The sequence below is a fragment of the Parafrankia sp. BMG5.11 genome, assembly GCF_004337455.1.
Genome location: NZ_SJXI01000044.1, coordinates 292,361 through 314,957, shown reverse-complemented (window position 1 = coordinate 314,957; position 22,597 = coordinate 292,361). Strand labels below are relative to the sequence as shown.

At 73.5% G+C, this 22,597-nt stretch carries 16 protein-coding genes; 10 read left to right on the top strand and 6 right to left on the bottom strand.

What is annotated here, in order from left to right; translation table 11 throughout:
* The first annotated feature begins 92 nt into the window (after positions 1-92).
* Positions 93-1,460, top strand: a complete 1,368-nt coding sequence (locus tag E0504_RS28645) for a citrate synthase (protein WP_020464604.1) — start codon at positions 93-95, stop codon at positions 1,458-1,460.
* 426 nt (positions 1,461-1,886) lie between these two features.
* On the opposite strand, the gene serC is transcribed toward E0504_RS28645, so the two are convergent.
* The gene (serC, locus tag E0504_RS28640; protein WP_112107855.1) at positions 1,887-3,011 is read right to left on the bottom strand and encodes a phosphoserine transaminase; all 1,125 of its coding nucleotides are present in this window, start codon (positions 3,009-3,011) and stop codon (positions 1,887-1,889) included.
* Positions 3,004-4,098, bottom strand: a complete 1,095-nt coding sequence (locus E0504_RS28635; protein WP_020464606.1) for a citrate synthase 2 — start codon at positions 4,096-4,098, stop codon at positions 3,004-3,006. Before E0504_RS28635 ends, serC begins: the two co-directional genes overlap by 8 nt.
* 465 nt (positions 4,099-4,563) lie before the next feature.
* On the opposite strand from E0504_RS28635, the gene pdxH reads away from it, so the two are divergent.
* The 3 genes from pdxH (at position 4,564) to E0504_RS28620 (ending at position 7,332) form a co-directional block, all read left to right on the top strand.
* On the top strand, positions 4,564-5,328 hold the full coding sequence (gene pdxH / locus E0504_RS28630) for a pyridoxamine 5'-phosphate oxidase (RefSeq protein ID WP_112107856.1): 765 nt from the start codon (positions 4,564-4,566) through the stop codon (positions 5,326-5,328).
* A 349-nt stretch (positions 5,329-5,677) separates the two neighbouring features.
* Complete coding sequence (locus tag E0504_RS28625; protein WP_071064942.1) at positions 5,678-6,448, top strand: hypothetical protein; 771 nt, start codon at positions 5,678-5,680, stop codon at positions 6,446-6,448.
* Positions 6,449-6,462: 14 nt separating this feature from the next.
* Positions 6,463-7,332, top strand: a complete 870-nt coding sequence (locus E0504_RS28620) for a L,D-transpeptidase (protein ID WP_373693945.1) — start codon at positions 6,463-6,465, stop codon at positions 7,330-7,332.
* Between the two features lie 553 nt (positions 7,333-7,885).
* Here the strand turns inward: E0504_RS28620 and E0504_RS28615 are convergent.
* Positions 7,886-9,370: a deoxyribodipyrimidine photo-lyase gene (locus E0504_RS28615; protein WP_373693944.1), complete on the bottom strand. Its 1,485-nt coding sequence runs from the start codon at positions 9,368-9,370 to the stop codon at positions 7,886-7,888.
* 113 nt (positions 9,371-9,483) lie between these two features.
* On the opposite strand from E0504_RS28615, the gene E0504_RS28610 reads away from it, so the two are divergent.
* The 3 genes from E0504_RS28610 to E0504_RS28600 all read left to right on the top strand — a co-directional run bounded on the left by E0504_RS28610 (position 9,484) and on the right by E0504_RS28600 (position 12,874).
* Complete coding sequence (locus E0504_RS28610; RefSeq protein ID WP_243657657.1) at positions 9,484-10,797, top strand: hypothetical protein; 1,314 nt, start codon at positions 9,484-9,486, stop codon at positions 10,795-10,797.
* Between the two features lie 210 nt (positions 10,798-11,007).
* Positions 11,008-11,604, top strand: a complete 597-nt coding sequence (locus E0504_RS28605) for a hypothetical protein (protein WP_235014736.1) — start codon at positions 11,008-11,010, stop codon at positions 11,602-11,604.
* A 37-nt stretch (positions 11,605-11,641) separates the two neighbouring features.
* A complete protein-coding gene (locus E0504_RS28600) occupies positions 11,642-12,874 on the top strand; it encodes a PHB depolymerase family esterase (protein WP_112108561.1) in 1,233 nt (410 codons plus the stop codon).
* A gap of 107 nt (positions 12,875-12,981) precedes the next feature.
* Here E0504_RS28600 and E0504_RS28595 read toward each other — a convergent pair whose 3' ends face one another.
* Positions 12,982-14,868 (bottom strand): hypothetical protein, encoded by a 1,887-nt coding sequence (locus tag E0504_RS28595; RefSeq protein WP_200835449.1) that lies wholly within the window; start codon positions 14,866-14,868, stop codon positions 12,982-12,984.
* Between the two features lie 365 nt (positions 14,869-15,233).
* Between E0504_RS28595 and mscL the strand changes: the two genes are divergently transcribed.
* The 3 genes from mscL (at position 15,234) to E0504_RS28580 (ending at position 19,516) form a co-directional block, all read left to right on the top strand.
* Positions 15,234-15,623: a large conductance mechanosensitive channel protein MscL gene (mscL, locus tag E0504_RS28590; protein WP_018504000.1), complete on the top strand. Its 390-nt coding sequence runs from the start codon at positions 15,234-15,236 to the stop codon at positions 15,621-15,623.
* A 321-nt stretch (positions 15,624-15,944) separates the two neighbouring features.
* On the top strand, positions 15,945-17,639 hold the full coding sequence (locus E0504_RS28585; RefSeq protein ID WP_112108562.1) for a trypsin-like peptidase domain-containing protein: 1,695 nt from the start codon (positions 15,945-15,947) through the stop codon (positions 17,637-17,639).
* 338 nt (positions 17,640-17,977) lie between these two features.
* Positions 17,978-19,516 carry an RNA polymerase sigma factor gene (locus E0504_RS28580; protein WP_243657656.1) on the top strand — a complete coding sequence of 513 codons (1,539 nt, stop codon included), beginning with the start codon at positions 17,978-17,980 and terminating at the stop codon, positions 19,514-19,516.
* 99 nt (positions 19,517-19,615) lie between these two features.
* Here E0504_RS28580 and E0504_RS28575 read toward each other — a convergent pair whose 3' ends face one another.
* Both E0504_RS28575 and E0504_RS28570 read right to left on the bottom strand, forming a co-directional pair.
* Positions 19,616-21,487 (bottom strand): copper resistance protein CopC, encoded by a 1,872-nt coding sequence (locus E0504_RS28575; RefSeq protein ID WP_112107785.1) that lies wholly within the window; start codon positions 21,485-21,487, stop codon positions 19,616-19,618.
* A 111-nt stretch (positions 21,488-21,598) separates the two neighbouring features.
* On the bottom strand, positions 21,599-22,336 hold the full coding sequence (locus E0504_RS28570; protein WP_112107784.1) for a YcnI family protein: 738 nt from the start codon (positions 22,334-22,336) through the stop codon (positions 21,599-21,601).
* Positions 22,337-22,597 lie beyond the last annotated feature (261 nt).

Genomic DNA, 22,597 nt, shown 5'->3' with positions numbered 1-22,597 from the left:
CCAGTGAACCGGCGAGAGCGCTCCGAACCGGGCGCGCGCCCGAAGGTGGCCGACGCCGTCACCCGGCAGTGCCATGGCGAGAGGAGCCCGGCGTGACCGAGCAGGTCAGTAGCCTGACTGTCACCGACAACCGCACCGGTCGGACGTACGAGGTACCGGTGGCTGACGGCACGATCCGCGCCAGTGCGTTCCGTGCCATCAAGGTCGATGACGACGACTTCGGTCTCATGGCGTACGACCCCGCCTTCACCAACACGGCCAGCTGCCGCAGCGCGATCACCTACATCGACGGTGACGCCGGCATCCTGCGCTACCGCGGTTACCCGATCCAGGAGCTGGCCGAGAAGAGCAGCTTCCTCGAGGTCGCCTACCTGCTGCTGGCCGGCGAGCTCCCCACCTCGGACGAGCTCTCCACCTGGGAAGACGAGATCACGCACCACACCCTGGTGCATGAGTCGATCAAGAAGTTCATCGACGGCTTCCACCACGACGCCCACCCGATGGGCATGCTCGTGTCGACCGTCGGCGCGCTGTCGACCTTCTACCCGGACGCCAAGACGATCGACGACCCCGGCCTGCGCCGGCTGCAGATCGTCCGGCTCATCGCGAAGATCACCACCCTGGCGGCGTTCTCCTACCGGCACTCGGTCGGTTTCCCGTACGTCTACCCGGATAATGATCTTTCGTACGCCGGCAACTTCCTCAACATGATGTGGAAGGCCACCGAGCTCAAGTACGAGCCGGACCCGAACCTCGAGCACGCCCTCGACGTGCTGTTCATCCTGCACGCCGACCACGAGCAGAACTGCTCCGCCAACGCGATGCGGGCCGTCGGCAGCTCCCAGGCCGACCCGTTCTCCGCCGCGGCCGCGGCGATCGCCGCGCTCTACGGCCCGCTGCACGGCGGTGCCAACGAGCAGGTCCTGCGGATGCTCGCCGACATCGGCTCGGTCGAGAACATCCCCGCCTTCATCGCCCAGGTGAAGGACGGCAAGAAGAAGCTCATGGGCTTCGGCCACCGGATCTACAAGAACTACGACCCGCGGGCCCGGGTGATCCGCCAGGTCGCCGACGAGGTCTTCAAGGTCACCGGGACGAACCCGCTGCTCGACCTCGCGATGGAGCTCGAGCGGATCGCCCTCGAGGACGAGTACTTCATCTCGCGCAAGCTCTACCCGAACGTGGACTTCTACACCGGCATCATCTACCAGGCCATGGGCTTCCCGGTGGAGATGTTCCCGGTGCTGTTCGCGATCGGCCGGATGCCGGGCTGGCTGGCCCAGTGGGAGGAGGGCCTGCTCGACCCCGAGCAGAAGATCGCCCGTCCGCGCCAGCTCTACATCGGCTACGACGAGCGCCCCTACGTCCCGATGCACGTCCGCTCCGCGGCCACGGACGCCGAGACCGACCCGATCGCCGCTCAGGCCGCGCAGGCCGCCCCCAGCCGCCCGCTGCGCTGACTTTTTCAGTCAGTCAGGGTTTTCAAGGGCCAGGGCGCGACGGCCGTTGGCAGGGCCGTCGCGCAGGACTAGCTCTCCACCGGCCCGCACACGTTCCACGGACCCGGGTGCCCCGCTCCCGGGTCCGTGGCGTTCGGGCCCGTCCCCATTCTCGCCCTTTGGTATCTCCCTCGCCGTTTCGGGGGTCGATGTCGGCGGATTCCATTCCGAAAGGGCGAGAACGAAACCAAAGGGCGAGCAGGCTGGCTGAAATGCCCGACTCGATCCGTCATACCTGGAGCCAGTGATTACCCGGCCGGAGTCCCGGAGCCGGCTCTGCCAAGCGATCGGGCCGAGGAGACACGTTGTCTCCTCGGCCCGATATCAGCACTCAGGTGCCAACCTCACGGCCGAACGCATCGGCCCCGGGAGGCGGCCCCGTCCCGGCTACAGGCGCTCGACCACGTGGTCGATGGCGCTGGTCAGGGTCTCGACGTCCGACGGCTCGACCGCGGGGAAGCAGGCCACCCGGAGCTGGTTGCGTCCGAGCTTGCGGTAGGGCTCGACGTCGACCACGCCGTTGGCGCGCAGCACCTTGGCCACCGCGGCGGCGTCGACGCCCTCGAAGTCGATCGTGACGACGACCTGCGAGCGGTGCGCCGGGTCGGTGACGAACGGCGTCGTGTACGGCGTCTTCTCGGCCCAGTTGTACAGGATCGAGGAGGACTCTCCGGTGCGGCGCACACACCAGTCCAGGCCGCCGTTGCCCAGCATCCAGTCGAGCTGCTCGGCGAACAGGAACAGCGTGGACACGGCCGGGGTGTTGTAGGTCTGGTCCTTCGTGCTGTTGTCCAGTGCGGTCGTCAGGTCCAGGAAGGGCGGGATCCAGCGGTCCGTCGCCGCGATCTCGCCGAGCCGGGCGATCGCCGCCGGCGACATCAGGGCCGCCCAGAGCCCACCGTCGGAGGCGAAGCACTTCTGCGGCGCGAAGTAGTAGACGTCCACCTCGGTGAGGTCGACGGGCAGGCCGCCGGCGCCCGAGGTGGCGTCCACCAGGTGCAGCGCGCCCGCGTCGGCGCCGACGGGGCGGCGCACCGGCCGGGCCACGCCGGTGGACGTCTCGTTGTGCGGCGTGGCGTAGACGTCGACGCCGGGCTCGGGAGCCCAGTCCGGGTGGGTACCCGGCTCGGACCTGACCACCGACGGCGCGGCCAGGAACGGGGCGCCCTTGGTGGTGTCGGCGAACTTGCCACCGAACTCGCCGAAGACCAGGTGCTGGGAGCGCTCCCGCACCAGGTTGAAGGCGGCGGCGTCCCAGAACGCGGTGGCGCCGCCGATCCCGAGGACCACCTCGTAGCCCTCGGGAAGGGAGAACAGGTCGGCCAGCCCGGTGCGGACCCGTCCGACCAGGTTCTTCACCGGCTTCTGCCGGTGCGAGGTGCCGAGGAGGGAGGCCCCGCTCGCGGCGAGAGCCTGCACGGCTTCGGCGCGGACCTTGGAGGGCCCGCAGCCGAACCGACCGTCGACCGGGCGCAGTGAGTCCGGCAGGACGATCGTCGGGGCGTCAGGCATGGACATCCCCCAGCGGCCTCGGCGCGGGGCCGACGTAGCGGGCGGACGGGCGGATGAGCCGGCTGGTGCGCTGCTGCTCCAGGATGTGAGCGCTCCAGCCCGCGGTGCGGGCACAGGTGAACATGGACGTGAACATATGAGCCGGCACCTCGGCGAAGTCCAGCACCACGGCCGACCAGAACTCGACGTTCGTCCGGAGGGGGCGGTCCGGGTAGCGGTTGGTCAGCTCCTCGATCGCGGCCGCCTCGAGGGCCTCGGCCACTTCGTACCGGGTCGAGCCCAGGTCGCGGGCGGTGCGGCGGAGCACACGGGCGCGCGGGTCCTCGGCGCGGTAGACCCGGTGCCCGAAGCCCATGAGGCGCTCCTTGCGGTCCAGGGCGCGGCGGACGTAGCCGACCGGGTCACCGGTGCGCTCGACCTCGTCCAGCATCGCCAGCACGCGGGACGGCGCCCCGCCGTGCAGCGGCCCGGAGAGCGCGCCCACGGCCGCGGACAGCGCCGCGGCGACGTCCGCCCCGGTGGAGGCGACCACGCGGGCGGTGAAGGTGGAGGCGTTCAGGCCGTGCTCGGCGGCGGACACCCAGTAGGCGTCGACGGCCTGGACGTGCTTGGGGTCCGGCTCGCCGCGCCAACGGATCATGAACCGCTCGGTGATGGTGCGGGCGCGGTCGACCTCCTTCTGCGGCACGGCGGGCTGCCCGAGGCCGCGAGCCGCCTGCGCGACGAAGGAGAGTGCCATCACCGATGACCGGGCGAGGTCCTCACGGGCCTGCTCGGGGGCGATGTCGATCAACTGGCCGAAGCCCCAGTACGGGGCGAGCATGGCCAGCGCGCTCTGGACGTCCACCCGGATGTCGCCGGAGTGCACCGGCAGCGGGAACGGTTCGGCCGGCGGCAGTCCGGGTTCGAACGACCCGTCGACGAGCAGGCCCCATACGTGGCCGTAGTCGACCTTGCCGACGAGATCCTCGATGTCGACGCCGCGGTAGCGCAGCGCGCTGCCTTCCTTGTCCGGCTCGGCGATCTCGGTCTCGAAGGCGATCACGCCCTCCAGGCCCGGCTTGAAATCGCTTGTCTTCTCGGCCATCGAGTCCGGATCTCCGCTTCTGTCTCGGCCGGCCACGGGACGGGCCCTGCCGGGACCGGCCGACCGCGGCAACCGCGTGGCCGGCCAAGCTGCACGCCGACACAGCGGTCGTCGTGCCGTCCCGTTCCGCCGCTGTCCCGATACGCCGGATTCGCCCGTCGTTCGGTCGTCTCTCGCGCCCCACAGTCCTGCCACGACAGTCCTGCTACGACAGCTCTGCCTGCTACGACAGCTCTGTCCTGCCACGACAGTCCTGTGTTAACGGCGCAATCGTCCGTCTGCATCCTGCCCTGTCAGACACGGCAACGCCACCGGACGGGGCGTGATGAGTCGCGTTCCGCACGGCCCGGCATCGCCTGTGCCGGGGCGGTTGCCGTGGTTTCGACCGATCACCTGGAGCAGGACCGTCCGAGGTGATGCCAGTCACATCGACGCAGGGTGCCACCGGGCTGCCAGGATCGGGGCATGGCCGCCCATCCGCCCGTGCACGAACCGCCCGTGCACGATCCGCCCGTGCCCGACCCGGCTGTGCAGCGGCGCGGCTACCACCCGGGCCGGTTCGACGAGCGGATGCTCGCTCCGACATGGCTCGAACAGTTTCAGGAATGGTTCACCGACGCCTCGGCCCCGGGGGCGGGGATCCGCGAGCCCAACGCGATGATCTTCTCCACCGCCGACGAGGCCGGGCGGCCGAGTTCCCGCACTGTCCTGATGAAGGGGTTCGACGCACGCGGATTCACGCTGTTCACGAACTACACCTCGACGAAGGCCCGCGAGGCCGCGGCGAATCCGTACGGGTCGTTGCTCTTCCCGTGGTACCCGCTGGAACGCCAGGTGATCGTCGCTGGCTCGATTGAACGCGTGTCACGGGCGGAGAGCGAGACCTATTTCCGGTCCCGGCCGCGGGGATCTCAGCTCGGGGCGTGGGCGAGCCACCAGTCCCAGGTGATCGACTCGCGCGCGGTACTCACCGAGCGGCTCGCCCGGCTGGGACAGAGGTGGCCGGCCGCCGAACCGGTGCCGACTCCCCCCTTTTGGGGGGGACTGCGGCTCGTCCCGACCTCGATCGAGTTCTGGCAGGGGCGCCCGGACCGCCTCCACGACCGTCTGCGCTATCGCCTAACCACTCTCCGTCGATCCTCCGGCACCACACCGGACGCCGGGCCGGGCGGCGCACCGAGCAGGCCCGCCGACGCCCCGGGATGGGTCATCGAGCGCCTGGCGCCCTGAAGGCAGGCGAACCGGTCTATATCGTCACAGTGTCCGAAATGCCAGCACTGTCATTCCAGGGTGACGGGCCGGCGGGCGCGCGGCCGCGATCCCGATTTGGCGACGGAGGCACGACACCGCCGGGGCGATACGCGATTAACACTGACGAACACCCAACGTTCCCGCTACGCCAGACCCGCCCACCTCGTGACGAACCAGGCATTGGTACCTTCCTGCGTGCAGTCATAACTGATCGGCAAACGCTGATCCGCGCCCTGCGTCGACGCGCCGCCCTCCGGCCCGTCGACGCTTCGGCGGGCGCCGACGGCGGGTGTCGCGGCGACCCGTCACAGTCGAGGGAGACGGATTCATGCGGATCACAAGAATGCGGGCCATGGCGGCCGGCGTTCTCGGCGCGGCCCTGATCTCAGTGGCCACGCCGGCCTCAGCAACCACACCGGAACCGACCCCGACGACGAGCGCCACGCCGACCGCGACGCCGACCCCGGACACGACCGGCGACATTCTCGGCGGCGCCCCGACGCCCACCGGCACTCCGACAGCCGAGGCCACGGCGAGCCTCGACCCGAGCGCCACGCCGAGCGTCGACCCCTCCGCCACGGCCAGCGCGGACCCGAGCGCGACCCCCGGCGTCGACGTGACCACCACGACGACCGGCACGCCCTCGCCCACCCCGAGCTCGGGGACGGGCGACCCCATCCTCGACGGGTTCCTGTCGCTGCTGCCCTTCAAGGTGCCGCTCGACAAGGAGATCGACGGCATCGAGGACTTCGACGTGAACCCGCTCGTCCTGACCTTCACCTGCGGCGCCCCGGGCCCTGAGTGGACGCTGCGGAACACCTCCGACAAGGCCCTCGGCTTCGGCTGGTTCGACACCAGCCTCGGCGCCGGGATCTCGGAGATCGGCCCCGGCCAGAGCCTGCCGCTGCAGACCCACGCGATGGCGGTCATCGCCTCCCCGTGGGACGCCGAGACCGGTTACCTCCTCGTGACCGTTCCGACCGTGGGCGTCTCGGACTGCGCCGGGACGGCCCCGCCGGTCGATCCCCAGGTCTCGCTCCCCGTCGCCGACCCGGCCGTGGCTACGGCGGTGCGGGCCGAGCCTTACTACACGAGATGACCAGCGGCGCCGGCATGACCACCCACGTCGCGACTCCTCGCCACGACGCGACGTCCAACCGCGGCCCGCTGCCCGGCCACGATCCGGCACCGGGTGGTGACAGTCTGGCCGAGGAGCGCCGGCCGGGACGTCGCGGTCTGGCCCGGGTGGGCACGGCGGCGCTGGCCGTCGTGCTCGGCGGCGTGATCCTCACCGGCTGCGGCGGGGACGACTCGACCGCGGCGTCCGGCCAGGTCCCGGAGCCGGTGCGCAGCCAGCTCGCCGCCGTCGCCGGCCTCGGGCAGGGCGCGAGCACCGTCGTGACCGCCACCGGCGCGAGTGTCGACGTCTACCAGGCGCCGAACGCGGCGAAGCCGACGTCCAGCCTGTCGAACCCGAACGAGAACGGCGCGCCGCGGGTCTTCCTCGTCCAGGCGAAAATGCCGGGCTGGTGGCAGGTTCTGCTGCCCGTCGAGCCCAACGGGAGCTCGGGCTGGGTGAAGGCCGAGCAGGTGACGGCCAGCCAGACGCCCTACCGGATCGTCGTCGCCCGCGGCGCGCACAAGCTGCGGCTGTACAGCAACGACAAGATGATTGCGGAAGAGTCGGTGGCGATCGGCACCACCGACACCCCGACGCCCGGCGGGCGCTTCTTCCTGATGGAACTGCTGAAGCCCAGCAACCCGGGCGGCCCCTACGGGCCGTACGCCTTCGGGCTCAGCGGCTTCTCCACCAGCCTGGACTCGTTCGGCGGCCGGGACCCGGTGATCGGCATCCACGGGACGAACGAGCCCGGTTCGATCGGCCGGGACGTCAGCCACGGCTGCATCCGCCTGAGCAACGACGCGATCACCCGACTGGCCCAGACCGTCCCGCTGGGGACACCGGTGGAGATCATCGCCTAGGGCTTGGTGTGGTCTTCTCCGTGCCGCGGGTCGCGGGGGCGCGTGGGTCGGCGCAGCGTGGCGCCGCACTGCATGCTGCGCCGGGCCGGATGCCGCGCGGGGCCGGCCTGGACCTGCGCGATCGCTCGTCCGGCCCTGGACGGGGCCGACGATCTCTTGAATCCGCAGGCTTGCGGGCGGGATCGCCTCGGGCCGCGACCGTGTGGCCCAGCGCCCCCTCCGAGCGCGGACAGACACGGCCGCGACCTCCGTGACGCGCCGGTACGGGCTGCCCTCCACATCCCGCACCGGCGCGACCACGTCCGGCGGAGCCCGTCACCTCCCCACCGGTCGGACGGGCGAGGAGTCGAGCCCGCCGTCTCCCTGCCCACATCAAGGGTGGCCAATCCCCACGGCGGGAACCGGCGGTCCGCAGAATCGGGCGCTGTCGGATAACCGACACGACCTTCACTTGCGGCACGACCAGTCGGCCCGATAGTGGGGCGAACCTGGCGATCCGCCGCGGACCCGCCCGGCCCGGTGGTGCCCGAGCCGGTCATGCCGGTTAAGCCGGTTAGTCGTGGTGTCGGGCTCGGGCGTGGCGGTCGAGGGCCTCCCGGCGTTCGACAGCGTGATCGACGACTGGGCGTGGGTAGCCGTTCGGCGGGCCGGCCGGGAGTTTCCACGGTTCGTGCACCGCGTCGGGCGGGAGGCCGCGCAGTTCGGGGACCCATCGGCGGATGTACTCCCCGGCGGGATCGAACTTGCGCCCCTGCGAGACGGGGTTGAAGACCCGGAAGTACGGGGCGGCGTCGGTTCCGGTGCCGGCCGTCCACTGCCAGCCGTGGTTGTTGGACGCGAGGTCGCCGTCGACGAGGCGCTCGAGGTACCAGCGGGCGCCGTGCGTCCAGTGGACGTGCAGGTCCTTGCAGACGAACGAGGCCTCGATCATCCGGACCCGGTTGTGCACCCAGCCCTCGGCGAGGAGCTGGCGCATGCCGGCGTCGACGATCGGGTAACCGGTGCGGCCCCACTTCCACGCCTCGAAGGTGTCACCGGGAGGCTCGTAGGCCAACGCGGCCAGGGTGTCGGTGAGGTCGGTCCGGGCCGACGAGGGGGTGCCGGCGAGGACGTCCGCGTAGAACTCCCGCCAGGCGAGCTCGGAGCGGAACTTCTCGGCCGAACCGGCCAGCCCGCCGCCCCCGCCAGCCGCACCGGCCCCGCCAGCGCCGCCAGCCCGGCTGGCCCCGGACCAGCCGGGTACGGCGTCTCCCGATTCGCTCGCCGTGGCCGTGGCCGTGGCCGTGCGCAGCGCGTCGAGGACGGTGCGCGGGTGGATGCAGCCCCATTTCAGGTAGGGCGAGAGGCGGGAGGTGACGGCCGCGGCCGGCTCGTCGCGGTGCGCCGCGTAGCCGGCCAGCGATTCGGTCAGGAAGGCACGCAGGCGCTCGTGTGCGGCGTGTTCGCCGGCCGGGGGTAGCTCGGTGCCCCCGAGCTCCGGATCCGCCGGGATCGGTTCGCTGCCGCCGTCGAGGTCGGCGGGCTGGAGCCAGACCGGATCCGCCGGGATGGCCGGCCCGCGCCAGCCGTGTTCCTTCCAGGCCCGGTAGAAGGGCGTGAACACCCGGTAGGACGTCCCGTCGGCCTTGCGCAGGCGGCCGGGCGCTACCGCGTAGGGCGAGCCGGTGCGCACGAGCTGCCGGCCGTCCGCGGCCAGGGCGCGTTCCACGAGTTTGTCACGGCGGGAGCCGTACGGACCGTGGTCGGCCGCGAGGTGGACAGCGTCCGCGGCGATCTCGCGGGCGAGCGCGGGAACGACGTCCACCGGGTCTCCGGTGCGCATGCACAGCCGGCCGCCGAGCTGGGCGTCCAGGTCGCGCAGGCACCGGTGGAGGAACGCCAGGCGGACGGGACCGGACGGGCGCCGCAGCGCGTCGTCGAGGACGAAGAGAGCCAGCACCCGGCCGGACTCGGCGGCGGCGAGCAGCGCCGGGTTGTCGTCGAGGCGGAGGTCACGGCGAAGCCACCACACCGCCTGCGTCGAGGGGGGCGAGCTCATCCGACGGACGGTAGCCCGTCACCACGGGTCACCAACGGAGACCACTCCGATGTCACGCGAGGTCACGGCGTGGCATGGACCCGCGGTCAGAGGCTTCCTGCTGTGCTGTCGCGATGACGCAGGCGGTGCAGTGGGATCAGGGCGTCTCGGACGCGTGGTCACGGATCGCGCAGATCGGTCCCAAGATCCTGATCTTCGCGCTCGTCCTCACCGTCGGAGCCGTGGTCGTCCGCGGCGCGCTCCACGCCGCGGACCGGGTGCTGGAGCAGGCCGGCCTCGACGGCGCGCTCGACCGGGCCGGCGCGTCGCGGCTGCTGCGCTGCCAGACCGGGGTGATCAGGGGATGGCTGCTGCGGGTGGTGGCCGTGATCTGCCTGTTGGCCATCCTGCGTGCGGCGCTCGGGGTGTTCGGGCCGAGTCCCGCCGACCGGATGGCCGGCACGGCGCTGGCGCTGCTCGCCCGCGCGCTGCTCGCGGCCGTCATCGCGCTGCTCGGGCTGGCGCTGGCCGCCTGGGCGCGGCGCCTGGTCACCGAGTCGTTCGCCGGGCTGCGGCACGGCAACGCGCTGAGCCGGGCCGTCGCCGGGTTCGCCGTCCTCGCCTTCGGCAAGGCGGCGCTGGACGAGCTCGGCATCGGGACGTCGGTCACCACACCGCTGCTCTACGCAGTGCTCGCGGCCTGCACCGGAGTGGTGGTGGTCGGAGTGGGCGGCGGTCTCGTCCGGCCGATGCAGAGCCGCTGGGAGAAGATCCTCGACCGGGCCGAGGACGGCGCCGGAGAGGCCCGCGCCGCCTGGCACGCGAACCGGGGCGCGGCGCGGTGGGCACCGCCGAACAGCGCCGGCCAGAGCCCCCCGGGACGGCCGTCCACCCCGCCCGGCGGCACGCCCCCACCACCCGCGCCAGCCAGCCGTGACACAGCCACGCCGCCCTGCGGCACGCCCATGGCACCCCTCGGTGAGCCGGGGCCGGACCGCGGCGTGCCCGTACCCGACCCGGGTACGGCGGTGGCGCGCCGCACAGCGCCCCAGACGCGCCCGCACCCGGGGCCAGCGACGGAACCGGCGTCCGTGCCCACGCCGACTCCGGTGCCGGTGTGGGCGCCGGCGCCCACACCGGCACCGGCGCCCACACCGCGGCACCCGCCCGTCCCGCCACCGGGCGAGCGGGGAACGGCGTCCGAGCGGGGAACGGCGTCGGAGCGGCGTCGAACCCCGGCGCCGTCAGCGGTGCCCGTGCCACCGCCCCCGCCGGGAGCGCTACCGCGGGCCCCCTCGACGGCCGACGTGCCGGGACGGGTACCGTCCACGGATCCCGCACCCGCGTCGCCACGCACAACCCTGCCATCGCCGTCGGGGCTCCCCGGCACGCCGCCGACATCCCCTGTTCGGGGGGAGAACCAGCTCCCTGGCGCTGTTTCCGACTGACGTGTGGGTGTGCGTTCGGCGAACTGCGACGCGCCGCGCCGCCGGGTGGGGCACTCTGGGAAGGGAAGACTTCGGGTGGCGGCGCGGCGTCGGCGCCACGCCGCACGACGGTGGGAGACACCTACGCCAGGACGCAACGCGGACAAGCAGGACCTCGCGGGGGGCGACGCCGCACCGGCGTCGAGAGATTGCGAGCGAAGGGACATCTCGGTGAACGAGCCATCCGACATGGAACGTTCACGGCTGCTCCTCGGATGGCTGGCGGCTCGCAGGGCAGTGGACCACTGCCTGTCCGATCTGCTGGCCGCCGGCCCGGCCGGCGAACGACGGGTCCGCGAATCGCTCGCGAAGGTCGACGACCTGGAGACCCGCGCGCAGGTCGCGTTCGATCGCTACCGGAGCGCGGCCGAGTCCACCGAGCCCCGCGGGCTCGGCGCGGACCGCGCCCAGGCAACGCGGATCATGGACGCGAGCACCGCCGGCTCCGGGGCGGGGGCGGCCGAGGACGGTCGCGACAGAACCAGGATCGACAGGAGCAAGTCAGACAGGGGCAAGGTCGACAGCGGGGTGTCGGCGGTCCCGAGCGGCGATCCGCGCTCGTTCGACGTCGACTCGAGGAACGTCATGCCCCTGCACGTGAACCCGCGTGGCATGGCCCCGGCCGGAAGAGAACCGACAGGTGGGGAACCGGCCGTGCCCGAGCGCTGGTCCCCACGTGACCGGCCCCGCCTGAACGTGGTGCGGGCAAATGAGAACGACCTCGCACGTATCAGCCCTAACACTAAGAGTAATCAACGACACCGTTGACGCGCGGGCCTGTGGGCGGCGCGTCAGAATACCGGTCGTGTCGGCCGCCCGCAGCCGCCGCTTCGTCGCGGTACGGCTTCTCATGTCCCTGCTCACGGCATTGCTGGTCGTCGCCGGGTGCGGGCTCGCGGGCGGGGCCGGGCCAAGCGCCCGGCCCGGCCCGACGAGCGACGAGGGGACCATCCCCACCCCGCCGCCGACGATCGGTCCCGATGCCTTCGAGCAAAGTGGACGGGGTGGTCAGATCCGGCTGACGCTGCCGGACACGGGCACGCCGGGGCCGTACCCGCTGGTCGTGGCGCTGCACAGCCTGTACCACGATGGCACCGAGCCGCAGCACGGCTGGGGGCTCGACGCGCTCGCCCGGTCGGCCGGCTTCGCGGTCGTCTACCCCGACGGGCTGGGGATGTCCTGGAACGCGGGCACCTGCTGCGGCCCGGCCGCGGCCGCCAGCAGTGACGACGTCGGCTGGCTGCGTTCACTCATCGCGCACCTGGAGAGCAGGTACCCGATCGACCCGCGCCGGGTCAGCATCATCGGGCTGTCGAACGGCGGCATGCTGGCCTACCGCTACGCCTGCGAGCACGGGGACGAGCTCGCCGGGTTCGCGGTCGTCGCCGCCAGCCTGCAGACCTTCAACTGCACTCCGCCCGCGCCCGTAACCATGGTGTCGGTGCACGGCGGAATGGACGGCCACGTCCCGTACGCCGGCGCGCTGTGGTCCGAGGCCCTGCAGACGGGGATCACGCCCGTCGAGGTGAGCCTCGCCCCGTTCCGGGCGGTGGACGGCTGCCCGTCACCCACCCAGCCCGCCGACACCACGACCACCGGCGCGGACGGCCGTCCGATCGGCGCGACCGGAGCCCAGGTCGGGGCGGTGGACCCGGCCGGGTCCGGCACCGCCGGGCCAGCCGACCCGGCGATCATCGCCGCCGCCGGCCCCGGGCTGCTGCCCGCCACCACACCGCCGGCGGCCGGCCAGGCACCGCTCGGCCAGGCACCGCTCGGCCAGGCACCGCTCGGCCAGCCGCCGGCGACGGGACCGGGCGCGCCCGCGACCCAGCCGCCCGCGCCGCCCGTCCAGGCGCCGCCGGTGGCCGTCCGGCACGAGACGACCTGTTCGACGTCCGCCCGCCTCGTGCAGTACGTGCTGCCGGCGCTGGGGCACGGCTGGCCGCCGCTGACCGGTGCCGGCTCCTTCGACACGGCCGCCGTGCTGTGGGAGCTGCTGGGGCCGGCCCGCTCGGCCACCGCCGGCCCCCGGATCTGAGCGATCCCGCCCTGCCTGCCCCAGACAGCCAAGCCGGCCCCAGACAACCCCCAGACAGCCAAGCCGGCGTCAGACAACCAAGCCGGCGTCAGGCGGCTGAGCTGGCCTCAGGCGGCCGGCTGGAACGAGGCGCGCAGCGCGCCCATCATCGTGTTCAGTGACGCCGAGGCGTCCGCCGGAACCCTGGCGATGAGCACGTAGACCGCGCCGGGCGCCTCGCTCGTGCGCATGAGGTACGAGACGCGCTGGCCGTCACGGTCGTAGGAGCCCGCCAGTTCCTGCACGGTCGCGCCGGACGTGTCCGTCGCCGGGCCCGAGCGGTCCTGGGTCAGGCCCGAGACGCTGCCGAACTCACTGCCCTGGACCTGGCTGAGCGCCGTCGCGGCGTCCGCGCCCGCGACCCGGGCGACGCCGATCATCTGCGGGCCGTACTCGGCGGGTGTGCCCACCGCACCCGCCCCCGGCTCCCCGAAGAACACACCGGTGTTGTCCCGTCGTTGCTTCCAGGTCGGCGGATGGGAGAACGTCGCCTTCTGGTCGGGGTCCGTGAAGGCCACCCAGTCCGCGGGCACCGCGGCCTGCGGCTGGCCGCCGCCCGCGGGGGCACCGGTGGACGGCGCGGGGGAAGCCGACGGGCCCGTGCCGGGCGTCGCCGTCGGGGGCGTGTTCGCCGTCGTCGCCGTATCGCCGCTCGGGCGCACCTTCTCCCAGATGACGCCGGCACCGACGCCCACCGCGAGGGCCACGCCGAGCACGACCAGGGCGATCACGAGGCGGCGCAGGAAGGGCCCGAGCCCGGCGCTCTCGCCGCCGTCCGGACCGTCGAGGCCGTCGCCGTCGTCCGGGAAGTCAGGTTCGCCGGGGAAGTCGACCTCGTCGAAGCCGCCCTGCCGCGGGGGCGCGGCCCGGCGCGGCCCGGTCCCGGCGGAAGCCACGCCGACGGCTCCCAGCACCTCGGTGCCGGCGCCCGTGGATCTGGCCCGGTCCTGCGGGCCGGTGCCGTCCTGGCCGCCGGCGCGCCGGGCGGCCCGGGCCCGCGCGCGCGGGCCGGTGCCGGGCATCGGGCCGCGGCCGTCGTCGTCAGCCGGGCCGTCCGGGTCGCGGTACGGCGTGTCCCGCGCGGGTCCGTCGCGGTATCCGCGTTCCTGGTCGCGGTAGGGCACGTCCCGCCGCCCGGCGTCGCGCGGGTCGGCGTCGGGCACCGCGACGTCGCGGTGTGCCATCTGCGGGTACGCCGCGTCCCGGTAGGCCGGGTCGGGACCGCCCCGGCGCGCGCCCGGGTCCGTCCCCGGGCGCGCGGCCGCTCGGGACGGCTCCGGCTGATACAGGTCCGGACGGGCGGCGCCGGCATCTACCGCGCTCCCCCGCTCGGGAGCCTGCCGCGGCGCCGGACCGGTCGACCCAGGCGGGCGCGTCGGGGCACGGCCGGCACCGGCGCGCGGCACCAGGGCACCGCGGACGGAGGTCGAGTCCCGGCGGGCACCCCCACCGCCCGGACCGCCCGGGCTGGCCGGGCCGCTCGGGCCGTCCGCTGACGGGTAGCCGCCCGTGGCGGGGCCGGGCGGCGGGTACGGGCCGGTCGCGGGGCCCGGGCCGCCCGGAGGATAGGGCGCGCCACCGCCCGCGGGCGGGCGGGCACCGGGACCGGGCGGCGGCGAGTACTGGCCTCCCGCCGGGCCCGCCGGCGGGTAGGGACCGCCGCCGGGGCCGGGGCCGTAGGCGCGCCCGGGGTCGGCGGCCGGCGGGTATCCCGGCTGCTGGTAGGCGCCGCCCGGCTGGGCGCCGTCGGGATATCCCGCGGGCGGGCCGCCCTGGTAGTGCGGCACGCCCTGGTGGGGACCGTTGGCGCGGGGATCGTTCCGGTACTGCTGATGCTGGTCCGGGCCGTCCCAGTAGCCGTCCGGCCCCGGGTCGTCCGGTGCGCCGGGCGGCCGTTCCCGGTAGCCGGGCCCAGCCGGATCCCGAGGGTCACCTCTCCACGCACCGTCCGTCACCAGACAACCTCCGATTCCGGGCCATGCAGGGAATACCCAGCGGATACCGGTGTATCACGCCGTTGCGGAAGTGTTGCGCGAGCCCCCTTGACATTCAGCCCACCTCGTGGCCCATTTCCCGACCTGCCGGGGAAGTCGGCCCGCCGGAGTTCGCCGGCCCCGGCTCATCGCGCTGCCGGCCGCCGCCACCGCCGTTAGTGTCCTCGCCATCACCGACGGCCGACGTCGCCGGCCGGCGCGGGCGGCACCGGCGGTCGCGGCACCCGGCCCGATGGTGTGGCGGGTGGGAACCACCGCGAACCACCCGATCGGGCGGTCACACACTCGGCACGGCATCGCGGGGAAGTCGACGTCCGGGGGGATGCATGAAGGGCTTCAAAGAGTTCCTGCTGCGGGGGAACGTCGTCGACCTCGCGGTCGCCGTCGTGATCGGCACAGCCTTCACCGCGGTGGTCACGTCGCTGGTCGCGAACCTCTTCACCCCGCTCATCGCCGCGATCATCGGGAAGCCGGACTTCGCACAGCTCACCTTCACGATCAACAACAGTGTCTTCTACTACGGTCGATTCCTGAACAGCCTCATCGCGTTCCTCTCGATCGCCGCGGTGATCTACTTTGTCGTGGTCGCACCGGTCAGCAGGATCAATGAGCGGCGACGGCGCGGCCAGACGTCCCCGCTGGACGATCCGACGCTCACGGACGAGACCCGGCTGCTGACCGAGATCCGGGACCTGCTGGCGGCCGGGCGACGGTGAACGGCACCGGCACCGGCACGCCGGGGGACGCGGCAGGCGCCGCGGGTACGGAGGCCGGCCACGGTCAGCAGCCAGGCGGAGTGCCCGGCGGAGCCGGCACCACGACCAGTCCAGCGCCGTGACCAGCCCAGGAGCGCGCGACCCGGCCGCCCTGCGCGCGGGGCCGGCACCAGAGCCGGGGCCACGGGCCGGGGCCACAACGGATGCCATTTCCAGACTCGGGCAGGATGTCCTGGAGCGGACACCCTTCGCGGCGCCGACTAAGCGGAACGTAGGTTGGAATTCAGGAATCGCTCAGGGTCCCGGGGGAAAGTGCTTACCATGACTGCCACGCACGACGCCCGGTCCCCTTGGGCTCCGCCCGACGACGCGCCGGAGCGGACCAGGGCCGAGGCGAACAGTTCGGAGGGGTCGGTGGACCCACGGTCGAATCCCGTCGAACATCAGCAGTACCCCGGTACGCCGCCGGCCGGGCCCGGCCCGAGCCGTCCTGACCAGACCGGCGGTTTTCCGGCGGGCCCCCCGCCGGCGCCGCACCCGGCCGGCCCGGCGCCTGGCACGGGCGCGCCCGGTGGGCCCTACGAGCCGGGCCCGCAGCAGGGTCCCCGGCCGACCGCGCCCTACGCCCAGACCTCCGGCTGGGCCGACCCCCGCTCCACCGCCGGCGCTGGTGACAGCACGCAACGGGTCGACCAGGGCGGCCCGGCCACCGGCCAGGGCCAGCAGCAGTCCGGCGCGTGGTGGAACCCCGGGCATCCCGGCTGGGGCGCCCCGGTGCCGCCCGGAGCGGCTCCCGGCGGTCAGGCACCCGGTGGCCGGGCGCCCGGGTCACCGGGCGGCTCCGACCCCTACGGGCGGTTCACCCCCGCGAAGCCGAACCCGGCGCCCATGCGCCGGCGTCGGATGATCGCGGCCGCGCTGGCGATCGCGCTCGTGTCGGGCGGCATCGGCGGCGGCGTCGGCGCACTCGTCGCCAGCGACGACTCCCCGGCGGTGGTGACCTCCTCCGCCGGCCTGCGGCAGTCGACCGGCACGGCCGGCGTCTCTCCGGCCGCGGACAACACGGTCGCCGCGGCCGCGCAGGCGATCCTGCCCAGTGTCGTGACGATCGCCGAACAGTCCAGCCAGGAGTCGGGCACCGGCTCCGGGACGATCATCCGCGCGGACGGCTACATCCTCACGAACAACCACGTGGTGTCCGGCGCCTCGCAGGGCGGCACCCTCACGGTCACGATGCAGGACGGCCGGACCTTCGACGCGCAGGTCAAGGCGACCGACCCGAGCTCCGACCTCGCCGTGGTCAAGATCGACGCTACCGGCCTGCCCGCCGCCACGTTCGGGGACTCCGACGCACTGCAGGTCGGCGAGCTCGTCGTCGCCGTCGGCAGCCCGCTGGGCCTCAACGGGACGGTCACCTCCGGCATCGTCAGCTCGCTGCACCGGCCCGTCCGCACCGGCGACGCGACCGTGCGGGACCAGCAGAACACCGTCCTGGACGCGATCCAGACCGACGCGCCCATCAATCCCGGCAACTCGGGTGGGCCGCTGGTGAACAGCAAGGGCGAGATCATCGGCGTGAACACCGCAATCGCGACGGTCGGCGGCAGTTCACCCTTTGGTGGTAGTCAGCAGTCCGGAAACATCGGGGTTGGTTTCGCGATTCCGGGCAACTACGCGGAGAAGGTCGCCGGCCAGCTCGTCGACAACGGCGCAGCGCAGCACCCCTATCTGGGTGTGAGCGCCTCCACCGCCGACGAGAACACCCGGTCGACGGCCGCGAGTGGGACGGGCGCGCAGATCCGCTCCCTGGTCAGCGGAGGCCCGGCGGACAAAGCGGGCCTGCGCGTAGGTGACGTCATCACCAAAGTGGGGGATCGCGCCGTCACCGACGTGGATTCGCTGATCGCCGCCGTCCGGTCCTACGAGATCGGCAACCAGGTGCAGGTCACCTACCAGCGCGACGGCTCCAGCCAGACCGCGACGGTCACGCTGCTCGAACAACCGCCCAATTCCTGATCACCACACTGACGATGGTTCTCGGGAATACCAGGCGGTTTCTTCACCAGTCGCCTGGACCGGTCCGGCCCCGGCGATGCCGGAGCGGATACGTCGAAGCTGCCTTCGTATAAGGTGGTCAGCGCGCCCGACGAAGTGGGATACGACACCACGATCAGCGTCAAGCTGACCGTGGTGTCGAGCTGGCGACAAAAGATCTTCCCAGCATTCACCCCAACAGGATGACGCACCTCCTACTATTGACCTGCCTGACCGGTGACCAGGCCGGCACCACAATGGTTGGGAGCCTGGTCCCGATGCCGAGGTCAGGAACGCCGTCACGGGGAGATGCTGAGCGGATGAACGACGACGCGGACCTGGTGGCGCGGGTTCGGCGCGGCGATCGTCAGGCTTTCGATGACCTGTACAACCGCTACGCCGACGACGTCTTCTCGATGTGCCTGCTGATCCTCGGCGACCCGACGGTCGCGCGGGCGGCCGCCGGCACCGCGTTCGCCCTCGTGGCGAGGACGAGGCTCAACCCGCTCTCGGACCCGACCCGACTGCGCCCCTGGCTGCTGGAGCTCGCCCGCGGCAGCGCGCTGGCCTGGTCGGGATCCCCGCAGGCGCGCAGCGTTCCCGTCCCGCACGGCGTCTCACCCGAGGAGCTGCTCGACGGCGCCGTGGTGCCCGCGCCGGCCAGCCTGCGGGCCGGTCTGGAGCGCACCTTCGACCGCGCGGCCGTCGCCGCCGAAGCCGCTGCGGCGGCCGCGAGCCGCCGAGCCGCCGAGCGCGCCGGCTCCGAGTTCGCCGGTACCGAGCCTGCGGGCGTCGCGTTTGCCGGAGTCGACGACCTGGCCGCCGCGGCGGGCCTGGCTGCTGGCGGGGTGCCGGGCCATCCCGGTGCCGCCGCCCCGAGCCGCCCGGCCGTCCCGGCCTTCACCGCCTCGGCCTTCCCGACCCAGGACCGCCGCGGTCCGGCACCGGTCGCGGACGGTCGCCCCACGGGCGGCTACGCCCCTGAGGACGCCGTAACCGTCATCTCGCCGTCCACCGGGCAGTTGCGCACGCAGCGCCAGGACGACCAGCATGAGCAGACCATGGCACCGGCCGGTGCCGGTGCCCAGGACCGGTACGGGAACGTCCTCCCGCTGATCCCCGTGGACCGCGCCTACCCGGGTGACGCCGCGGGGTCCGGCGGGTTCGCCGACTTCCGGGCCCGGCCCGCGATCGCCGTGGCCGCCGCCCTGGTCGTCGCCGTCGCCGGGCTCACCGCCGTCATCTCCTGGCCCGCGGGCGAGGCCGCGCTGGTCGCCGACGGCGGCCCCGGCATCGTCGCGATCGCCCCCTCGGCGCCACCCGGCCCCCTGCCGACGATCGCCCGGCCGCCGGTCGCGTCCGAGGCGCCCTCGCCCACTGTGGTGCCGACCGTCGCGGGCGCCTACACGAGCCGTCCCGGTGTATCCCGACCCGGCCAGGTCGTCCGCGAGGTCGACACCGGCCAGCGCGGCGCCGACCAGCCCGCCGCACCACCCGCGCCGGCCCCGAGCACACCGCCGCCGCCCACCACGAACGCGCCCGCGCCGCCGCCGACGACCCCGCCGACGACACCGCCCGCGACGACCGGCCCCACCACGACCCCCGGCCCGACGACGCCGCCCCCGGCCACCACGGCACCCCCGGCCACGGGCACCCCGACGACGCCGCCGGACGGCGAGGCTCCCACGACGCCGCCGCCGGCGACGACCTCCGAGCCCGCCCCGCCCCCGAGCACCGCTCCGGCCCCGGCGCCGCCGACCAGTGAGGCACCGGCCCCGGCGACGACCGCACCGGGACCGGCCGGCGACCAGCGCCTCCCGTCGGGCGCCCAAGACGTGCAGAGCCCGGTCCCGGTCTAATCCCGAGTCGGAAGTAGCTCAACCGATCGGAAGTAGCTCAACCGAAGCGCGTTGCCTCAGCCAGTCCCTACGCGGCCGAGGCAACGGAGCGGGCGGAGTTCAGCGGACGTCGTAGAAGACCGTCGTCACGTACTGGTCGAAGTCGTTGATGCGCAGGGTGAAGCGGAGCTGCCACTGGCCGGGCAGGGGCACGCCCACTCCCTCGGCCACGGCGTGGCCGTCAGCGACCTCCACCAGCGGGACCTGTAGGGGGCCGACACCCGCCGAGGGCAGGCTCAGCTCCCCGCTGGCCTCGACCAGCCGCTGCGGCCGGCCCTGCGGGTCGTAGGTGTAGACGTGCATCGTCTGCGCCCCGGTGCGGGTGGGCGAGACGTTGATGTCCACGGTGAGCGGGCCGGCGACGGTGGTCCTGGCGAAGGGCGGGGCGTAGGAGTCCCGGCCCGGGATGGTGTTCACCAGGATCGCGGTGACCGCCAGGACCACGGCACCGATCAGAACCTCGAACAGCACGCCACGGCGCAGCCCGGTGAGGGCGATCGAGGTGACCTGCGGCCCCGGCTCGGGGTGGTAGTGCCGGAGCACCCAGCGCCTGGCGAGGAACCCCAGCCCGAGCGCGCCGAGGACGAACCAGAGCTTGTAGAGGAGCAACCGGCCGTAGGTCGTGTCGAACAGCGCCCCGAACTCGCCGATCTCCCGCCAGGTCTGGAAGGCCCCGGTCAGGACGATCACGGCGATCGCGATCGTCGCCGTCCTCGACCAGCGTGGCAGGACATGGGCCAGTTCGACCGCGTGGGCGGGTGGCACGGGCTCGCCTTCGAGGCTCGCGTCGCGGCCCACGCCGTCATCGCCAGTGTCATTGCCGGTGCTGCTGCCGTGGCCGTCGCCCGCGCCCTGCCCGGACCAGCCGAGCAGGGTCAGGCCGAGCACGCACAGCCCGCCCAGCCAGATCGCCATGGCCGCGGTGTGCAGGGTCACGCTGGCCGTCGCCAGCCAGACCGTCTCCCCCGCGCTCGCGTGGCCGATCATCGCCATGGTCACCACAAGCGCCAGGCCGAGGCCGGCGAGCTCCACCAGTCCCCGGCGGCCGGCCCCGGACGGGTGGCGAACGCCGTCGTCGCCCGGTTCGATCATCTCCGGGTCGCGCAGCCGGCGCAGCAGCGGCACGGCCAGCAGCAGCGCCAGCACGCGGATCGCCAGGAGCTGGCCGTAACGGCCGTCCAGGGTGGTGGCCAGCGGGTCACCGCGGAAGATGCCGGAGATTCCGGACCCGGCCGTGTAGGGCCCTTGAAAGAGGAGCATCCCGACCGCGCCGACGAGGCTGAGCAGCCAGCCGGCCGCGATCAGCCGGACCGGGGCGGAGCGGCGCCCCCCGGCGGGCCACAGGACGGCCACGAAGAAGGTGGCGCCGATCAGCAGCGCAGCCCCGGCGAACGCGATGAACCTCGCCGTGCCCAAAGCCACCCCGACCACCCGGGACCCGCCGCCGCCCGAGGGCAGGGCAGCCGCTGCGCCGGCGTCGGGCGGGCCTCCGACCCCGAACGCGAACGCGCCGCCGACCGGGTGGCTGTCCGCGGAGACGACTCGCCAGCTCACCACGTACGTGCCCCGGCCGAGCCCGGCGCGCAGGGCGACGGTCGCCTGCGACGCCGCCGCACCGGCGTGCGCGCCGCCTTCGTCGGCGCGGGCGCCGGCGGTGTCCAGGATCCGGATCGAATCGGACTTGACCGAGACGGACTCGCTGAACGTCAGGGTCACCCGGGCGGGAGCGGTGTCGAGGGCCGCTCCGCCCACCGGGTCGCTGCCGGTGAGCACCGCGTGCGCCGACGCGGGCAGCGCCATGCCCAGCACGGCGACGGCGGCGAGCGCGCAGACCGCCAGCACCCTGCGGGCGCCTACGTGGCGGCGGGAGGGCTCGCCGGCGCGCCGGCGGCCGGCGCCACGCTCCAAGCCCCTTCGTTCGGATCCGGTCATGATGTTCCGTTCCGGGTGATGTTCCGCCCAGGGCGGGGGTGTCACCCCGGCCGGCCGGTGTCTGCGAGTGCGGGGTGCCTCCCACCGGCGGGTGGGAGGCACCCCGCGGGGTCAGGCCCGCCGGCGGGTCGTGATCAGTGCGAAGGCCCCGGCGGCCAGCCCGAGGACTCCCAGCACGAGCCCGGCGATCCCGAGCGCGCGTGCCGTGCCGTCCGACGTGGAGTCCGATTCCGTGGCGGCCGTGTACTCGATGCTGGCGGTGTCGTCACCGTCGTCGTCGTGGCCGGCCGCCGCGGCGGCGGTCAGCGTGACCGTCGGCGCCGGGTGCTCCAGCTCGGCGGCACCCGCCGCCGCGACATCGACCCAGCGGACGACCTCGCCGTCCGAGTAGGTCTGCAGGGTCTTGAAGACGACCTGGTCGCCCTTCTCCGGTAGCGGGCCGGCCGAGACGCTGAAGGTGTCGAACTCGCCCGGCTTGATGCCGCCGCCGTCCTGCGCCGTCCAGGTGATCCGGGTGACGATCTCGCTGACCTGGCTGCCGTGCACGGTGAGCGGCGCCGGCGGCGCGCCCTTGGTGACCTTGTACGTCCAGCCGGGCTTGGGCTGGACGGTGACCGACGCGATCGGCGCGTCGGTCGGGAACTGCACGTCGATCCCGGTGGTGGACGCCGTGTCGCTCTCGGTCGGCACCTTGAACGACAGGGTCGCGTAGCCGCCCGCGGCCGCCTCCGCCGGCGACACGGTGACGTGCGCGGACGCCGGCACGGCGAGCGCGATGGTGCCCGCCGCGGCGGCGAGCGCGCACAGGACCCCACGGCGGAGCCGGGCTGTGCGGATGGTGCGGGACATCGGAGTCCTCCTCGAAGGCCGGTCGGGCCTTCCGTCGGTGATCGGATTTGCTGACCCGAGCACCGGGGTCGTCTCGGCACGGCCGGCGGCGCCGACGCGAAGCGGCGGGCGCGGGCCCAGGCGGCACGGCCACGAACAGCACCGCCGAGGACAGCACCGTCAAGGACGGCGACGTCAGGACACGGCAGCGTCACGACGGCCGCATCGCAGGCCGCATCGTCGCGAGCGGCGCGGACCTTCCGGACGCGTGCGTGCCGGCTT

Bases quoted from the DNA above. Each gene is read 5' to 3' on its own strand.
- serC (WP_112107855.1), bottom strand. From the start codon at position 3,011: ATGCCTGACGCCCCGACGATCGTCCTGCCGGACTCACTGCGCCCGGTC.
- E0504_RS28620 (WP_373693945.1), top strand. From the start codon at position 6,463: ATGACCACCCACGTCGCGACTCCTCGCCACGACGCGACGTCCAACCGC.
- E0504_RS28625 (WP_071064942.1), top strand. From the start codon at position 5,678: ATGCGGATCACAAGAATGCGGGCCATGGCGGCCGGCGTTCTCGGCGCG.
- E0504_RS28570 (WP_112107784.1), bottom strand. From the start codon at position 22,336: ATGTCCCGCACCATCCGCACAGCCCGGCTCCGCCGTGGGGTCCTGTGC.
- pdxH (WP_112107856.1), top strand. From the start codon at position 4,564: ATGGCCGCCCATCCGCCCGTGCACGAACCGCCCGTGCACGATCCGCCC.
- E0504_RS28580 (WP_243657656.1), top strand. From the start codon at position 17,978: ATGAACGACGACGCGGACCTGGTGGCGCGGGTTCGGCGCGGCGATCGT.
- E0504_RS28610 (WP_243657657.1), top strand. From the start codon at position 9,484: ATGACGCAGGCGGTGCAGTGGGATCAGGGCGTCTCGGACGCGTGGTCA.
- E0504_RS28615 (WP_373693944.1), bottom strand. From the start codon at position 9,370: ATGAGCTCGCCCCCCTCGACGCAGGCGGTGTGGTGGCTTCGCCGTGAC.
- E0504_RS28585 (WP_112108562.1), top strand. From the start codon at position 15,945: ATGACTGCCACGCACGACGCCCGGTCCCCTTGGGCTCCGCCCGACGAC.
- E0504_RS28635 (WP_020464606.1), bottom strand. From the start codon at position 4,098: ATGGCCGAGAAGACAAGCGATTTCAAGCCGGGCCTGGAGGGCGTGATC.
- E0504_RS28575 (WP_112107785.1), bottom strand. From the start codon at position 21,487: ATGACCGGATCCGAACGAAGGGGCTTGGAGCGTGGCGCCGGCCGCCGG.
- mscL (WP_018504000.1), top strand. From the start codon at position 15,234: ATGAAGGGCTTCAAAGAGTTCCTGCTGCGGGGGAACGTCGTCGACCTC.